The sequence below is a fragment of the Candidatus Thioglobus sp. genome, assembly GCF_028599055.1.
Taxonomy (GTDB): Bacteria; Pseudomonadota; Gammaproteobacteria; order PS1; family Pseudothioglobaceae; genus Thioglobus_A.
This window is the reverse complement of sequence record NZ_JAQRMS010000106.1, coordinates 1-3,952: the sequence shown is the minus strand read 5'-3', so window position 1 is coordinate 3,952 and position 3,952 is coordinate 1. Positions and strand designations below refer to the sequence as shown.

5 protein-coding genes are annotated in these 3,952 nt (G+C 39.3%); all 5 read right to left on the bottom strand.

From position 1 onward, the window contains the following. Positions 1 to 166: 166 nt before the first annotated feature. Positions 167 to 400 (bottom strand): hypothetical protein, encoded by a 234-nt coding sequence (locus PSN35_RS06385; RefSeq protein ID WP_300031041.1) that lies wholly within the window; start codon positions 398 to 400, stop codon positions 167 to 169. A 15-nt stretch (positions 401 to 415) separates the two neighbouring features. After that, positions 416 to 1,327: an MBL fold metallo-hydrolase gene (locus PSN35_RS06380; RefSeq protein ID WP_300031039.1), complete on the bottom strand. Its 912-nt coding sequence runs from the start codon at positions 1,325 to 1,327 to the stop codon at positions 416 to 418. A gap of 1 nt (position 1,328) precedes the next feature. After that, positions 1,329 to 1,949: a DUF4395 domain-containing protein gene (locus PSN35_RS06375; RefSeq protein ID WP_300031036.1), complete on the bottom strand. Its 621-nt coding sequence runs from the start codon at positions 1,947 to 1,949 to the stop codon at positions 1,329 to 1,331. A 60-nt stretch (positions 1,950 to 2,009) separates the two neighbouring features. Then, positions 2,010 to 3,206, bottom strand: a complete 1,197-nt coding sequence (locus PSN35_RS06370; protein ID WP_300031033.1) for an NAD(P)/FAD-dependent oxidoreductase — start codon at positions 3,204 to 3,206, stop codon at positions 2,010 to 2,012. A 132-nt stretch (positions 3,207 to 3,338) separates the two neighbouring features. Further along, on the bottom strand, positions 3,339 to 3,952 hold a 614-nt coding region (locus PSN35_RS06365; protein WP_300031030.1), incomplete at its 5' end, for a TlpA disulfide reductase family protein.

Below are 3,952 nucleotides of genomic sequence, written 5' to 3'. Positions count from 1 at the left end.
GGCTTGTGAAATAATTTAACAAATTATGTAAATAGCTGGTTTTGCAGCATGCCAACAAGCAAAAACCCCTTTAAAACAACGTTTTAAAGGGGTTTTTAGCTAAAAATGATACTTAAAACCTTGCCAAATCAAAAATTTAGCAAATTTTTAAAATCAAGAAAAACAGCTATTTTTCATCTGTTTTTTCGGTTTTTTCTCTTGGCGGGCAGCCATTATGCTTTAACCATAAATCCTCATGACCAATGGCTTTAGCAAAAGCTGGAATTTCACATTCTTCCGCTGTTTTTTCAACAACTTCTGATGCTTTAGTCTCTTTATCATCACTTAAGCCAAACACAGCAAATGCACCCAGTGCAATCAACGTCCATGAGATGGCAAATAAATATCGAATCCCTTTCATACTTTTCTCCTATTTTTAATAATCAAATTCCATTTGTTCAAACACCCATTGCGCATTCTTTCCAGCAATATCTTGATGGCCACTTAAAAAATGGAATTCACTTTGGTTAATTTTACTTGCTTCAAGCATGTCGCCATCATTTTCTAAAATATTGCCAATTTTGTTTATCAAGAATTTTAAATACTGTTGGGTGTTTTTAGTGGCTATTGCCAAATCAGACACCCTTCCATGGCCTGGAACAACATGCTCTGGTTTAAATTCTGCCATTTTTTCAAATACATCTACCCAGCTTTGAGCGTTTTTAGCAGGGCCAATGCCCAGCATTCTGTCATTAAACACCACGTCACCGGTAAACATAGTCTTGGTGTTTGGCATCCAAATTACAATATCGCCAACTGTATGTGCCGGACCAAAATGGTATAACTCTAAATCTACATTACCCAGTGTAAGCTTCATTTTTTCATCGAAAGTTTCAGTCGAATAAAAAGCAACTGTACCATCAAGACTCTCATGAATGAGTCCGCCTAGTCTATTTAAATGGTAATCGGTTCTTACTTTTTGATCTTGGTGTGTTTTTGCTGAAGATATAATTCTAGCGCCAAGCTGCTGGAAATAATCATTACCAAGCCAGCGATGATCTTGACCGCCACTATTAATTACAATTTTAATTGGTTGATCAGTAATGGTTTGAATTGCCTCGTGCAATTGTTTTGCACCCAAATAACTCGCCCCTGAATCAATCAAAATTACACCCTTGTTGGTAATGATAACGCCATGCGTAGAATTATTACCAAGGTTAGCAGGTGAGCGCTGAGTGGTTTCACCCTCTAACGCATAAACATTATCAGCAACTTGCTGAACTTCCAATGCGGCCTGCGCTATTGAATAGTTAATGATCAAAACAATAAAAATGATCAGTTGCCTCATACTATTGTCCAAAAATTAAAAATTTAATAATGCCGCCAAACGCCAAATAAAAAAGCGCAAGCATTGATAGAATGAAAATGGTTTTTTGTGCCAAGCTTAACGTTTGAATTTCATCTCTACCGCGAGTCAAATCACAAGCCTCGCCAGGGCAATGTTTAACTTTTTCAGTGTGTGCTAAGTTGTAAATTTTACAACCTGCACAAATGCCAAAAACTGCCTCAAAAAACAACAAACTCAAGCACAAAGCACAAGTAAGAATGTTGATCGGGCCGCGAATTTCATTTAGCACAACCAAATAAAACATAATTGCAGCCAACGCAAAACCAATTGACCAGGCCCAGCGCTTGGGTGCAGCATCGGTATATTCTGGCTTTTGGTTATTAACCACCCAACGCCCCACCACCATCGACGGCGCGTATTTAGGATTGATAAAAATACGAATGAAAAAATCGAACAAAAACACCGTTACCATGAGTTTGGTCGGCTCATTATTACCAGTTAGAAAGCCGTTCATAAAGGCCATAAAGGCAAAGAAAAACACAATACCAGCGGCGGCACGAACTTCACGCTCATTAAACATTGGCGTGTCATACCCTATTACCTTCTCCCCAAATCCAAACATAGATTACTTTGCAATTATCAAAGCACCAATCATACACAAGTTGCAAAAAAAAAGCAGTTTTTAGACCACTTGCCCCGCTGCCCAGCCTGATGACCAAGCCCATTGAAAATTGTAACCGCCGAGCCAGCCAGTAACATCAACCGTTTCACCAATAAAATACAGCCCCGGCTGTTTGTTTGATTCCATGGTTTTAGAGGACAATTCATTGGTATCAATACCACCCGTACACACTTCTGCCACACGCAAGCCTTCAGTGCCACTTGGCACTAACAGCCAGTGATTTATCTGCTGACCAAAGGCTTTTAAATCGTTGTGTTTAATTTCACCCAAAGTGGTGTCAGCCAATAACTTAGTGCCCAAAGTGTTGGCCAGGCGCTCGGCTAAGCGTTTAGGGAAAAACTCACCCAAAATGGTTTTAAGCTCTGCCTTGCCGCGCGACTGTTGTTTATCTAGCAAATATTCGCTTGCATCTATATCAGGCAATAGGTTGATTTCAATACAATCTCCTGGCTGCCAATAGGAAGAGGCTTGCAAAATAGCTGGCCCACTTAATCCTCTGTGTGTAATTAACAGTGCCTCTCTAAAACTAACCCCCTGACAAGTCACTACAGCGTCTAGAGATAATCCAGATAAGTCTTTAAAATAGGTGTTAATATCATGCTGATGAAATGTAAATGGCACCAATGCCGGTTTGAACGGGCGCGTGCTCAAATTAAATTGCTTAGCGAGTGTTAATCCAAAATCCGTGGCACCCATTTTTGGAATACTTGGTCCGCCAGTGGCAACAACCAATGAGCCCGACTCAAACTCCCCTTGATCAGATTGAATAAGATAGCTTGAGTCAAATTTTATGTTGTTAATATTGCAATCCAAAACAAAATCAGTTTGTTGACACTCATCAAGTAGCATTCTTAAAATCGCACCAGATTTTTGATCACAAAATAATTGCCCCAAAGATTTCTCTTGCCAGCTCAGATGATGGCTTTGCATTAACGCCATAAAATCCCATTGCGTATAGCGCGATAAAGCCGATTTACAAAAATGCACGTTTTCAGACAAAAAGGCTTGTGGTTCAATATGTAAATTAGTGAAGTTGCAACGCCCACCGCCAGAGATTAAAATCTTTTTTCCAGCTTTGTTAGCTTTATCCAATATCAATACTTTTCGGCCACGTTGTTGCGCTTGTGCGGCGCACATTAAACCAGCAGCACCTGCACCAATAATAACAACGTCGTATTTTTTTAAATTAGTTTCCATAGAGGCAAAACCTCCCAAGCTGTTTTTCAATAATATTACTTGTTAAATTTAGGTTGGTAGTTATAACTTGCTGATGTGAGGAATTGCCTCGTCCAGCAGCACCTGCACCAATAATAACAACGTCGTATTGTTTCAAAGTAACTGTTTAATTGTATTAATGATATTGGGTGCGTCCCACTCTAACGCACCTCGGTAGGCGTATCGAATGGTGCCATTTTTATCCAGCACAAAATTTGACGGATAAGCATAGACACCCCAATCCTTAACAGCGATGCCAGACTCGTCTAACAATATGGGCAGATCAAAGGCTACTTTTTTCATAAACTCATTAATTTGCTGCTTGGACTCGCCGACATTAATGGTTAAAATTTGAAAATCAGTTGCCTTGAGTTTTTCGTTTAATCGAACTAGAGATGGTATTTCCTCAACACAAGGCTTACACCAACTGGCCCAAAAATTAAGTAGTACCACCTTACCCTTATATTGATCAAGACTAACTTTTTCACCCGTTAAACTATTAAGCGCCAGATCAATTGATTGCTTTTGCACATAAGGCTTTAATTCGGGCTCGCTAAATGAAAATTCAGCTGTTTTTTTATTGACTTTTTTAATGATTGACGGATTGGGTGGTGTTACTGTTAATAATAAATTTGAGGCTAATAAGTAAGTGTCTGCTAGTGCATCCTTCTCTTGTAAACTTACCTTGGTTAAATCCTGCTCATTGCGCATGTGAAAGCCACCGCTAA

What these genes read in the sequence shown, in the direction of transcription:
- PSN35_RS06385 (WP_300031041.1), bottom strand. Translation starts at nt 400, where the DNA reads ATGAAAGGGATTCGATATTTATTTGCCATCTCATGGACGTTGATTGCA.
- PSN35_RS06380 (WP_300031039.1), bottom strand. Translation starts at nt 1,327, where the DNA reads ATGAGGCAACTGATCATTTTTATTGTTTTGATCATTAACTATTCAATA.
- PSN35_RS06375 (WP_300031036.1), bottom strand. Translation starts at nt 1,949, where the DNA reads ATGTTTGGATTTGGGGAGAAGGTAATAGGGTATGACACGCCAATGTTT.
- PSN35_RS06370 (WP_300031033.1), bottom strand. Translation starts at nt 3,206, where the DNA reads ATGGAAACTAATTTAAAAAAATACGACGTTGTTATTATTGGTGCAGGT.